Origin of the sequence: Streptomyces sp. NRRL WC-3742 (genome assembly GCF_000720635.1) — a bacterium.
Lineage (GTDB): Bacteria > Actinomycetota > Actinomycetes > Streptomycetales > Streptomycetaceae > Kitasatospora.
Genome location: NZ_JOCF01000164.1, coordinates 1 through 1,150, shown reverse-complemented (window position 1 = coordinate 1,150; position 1,150 = coordinate 1). Strand labels below are relative to the sequence as shown.

General features: G+C 74.1%; 1 protein-coding gene. It reads right to left on the bottom strand.

The window, feature by feature from the left end; translation table 11 throughout:
* Positions 1 to 81 precede the first annotated feature (81 nt).
* Positions 82 to 831, bottom strand: coding sequence for a putative immunity protein (locus tag IH61_RS45430; RefSeq protein ID WP_324607653.1), 750 nt, complete (start codon positions 829 to 831; stop codon positions 82 to 84).
* Positions 832 to 1,150: the final 319 nt, after the last annotated feature.

Below are 1,150 nucleotides of genomic sequence, written 5' to 3'. Positions count from 1 at the left end.
GTCGTCGTGTGGCCTCGGGAGGGTGGGGCGGGGCTGTGTCCGCTGCGGTGGGCGCGGTGTTCGCGCTGGTTCCGGGAGTCGTTAGAACGCCCCCGCCCGAGGGTGTGTTTTTGGGGGCGGGGGTGTGGTGTGCTCGCCGTCACGCGGGGGTCGGCCCGGTTGTCGGCGGGAGGGTTGTCGGCGGCCCGGTGGTTGGCGGGTGGGGTATTGGCGGTCGGCGGGTTTCGTCGGTGGGTGTTTTCCGTGGGTCTTCGGTGTCTGGTTCTCGGGTGCGTAGTGCGGTGTCGAGGTCGCGGATGAGCTTTCCTGTGCGTGTGCCTGAGGGGGTGCGGGGGGCAGGCGGGTGAGCACGGCGGTGACCGCCGGTGGGGCGTGGTGGTGTGCCCAGGTGAGGGTGCCCGTGTCGGCGCGGGGGTCTTCCCCGGATGCCAGTTCTTGCGCCCGTGCCGCGTGTGCTGCGGCGCCGAGGAGGTGTTTCACCTGGTGGGCGCTGGCCAGGGGGTGGAGGTAGGCGGCGGCGGCCGCGTGGCTTGCCGCTCGTGCCGCGTCGGCCGCGGCGGGTGAGGTGGCTTCCTGTGCGGCTTTGAGCGCGGCCCATGCGCTTCGGCGCAGGGCGGCGGTGCGCCGGCCGCCTGTGGCGAAGGTGTGTGCTGCTTCGATGGCGTCGCGGGGGCGGGTGTCGGTGGGAAGGTCCCGTTCGAAGATCGGCAGTGCCCTGCGGGCGCATTCGGCCGCGTAGCCGGTGATCGCACGCAGTTCGTGTTCGCTGAGCTCGATCGTGTCTGGTGTGGTCGGCATGGTTCGATCCTGCCGCAGGTCGCTGATCGGCACGGGGGCTTCGCGCGCGCTCGCCTGGGTCGCCGTGGGCCGTCGGCGGTCACCGGCGGCTTTGTGGTCATCGGCCGGGCGGTGAGTGCGTGGGCCTGCCGGTCTGGGCCGGGGCGGGGGCGTTCGTGTGCGCGGGCGGCGGGGAAGGGCCGGAGGTGGTCGAGGCCGCTGCGGGGGACGGCGGTGTGTGGTCGAAAGGACGGTTTGGGCTCCGTGCGGGCCCCGGCGCCCGTGCGGGCGGGTGGGGGTGTCGTGTGGGCCTGCGCGTTCGTGGGTTCGTGGTGGCCGGGCCCGGGGCGGCCGGGGGTGGCCGGGCCCGGGT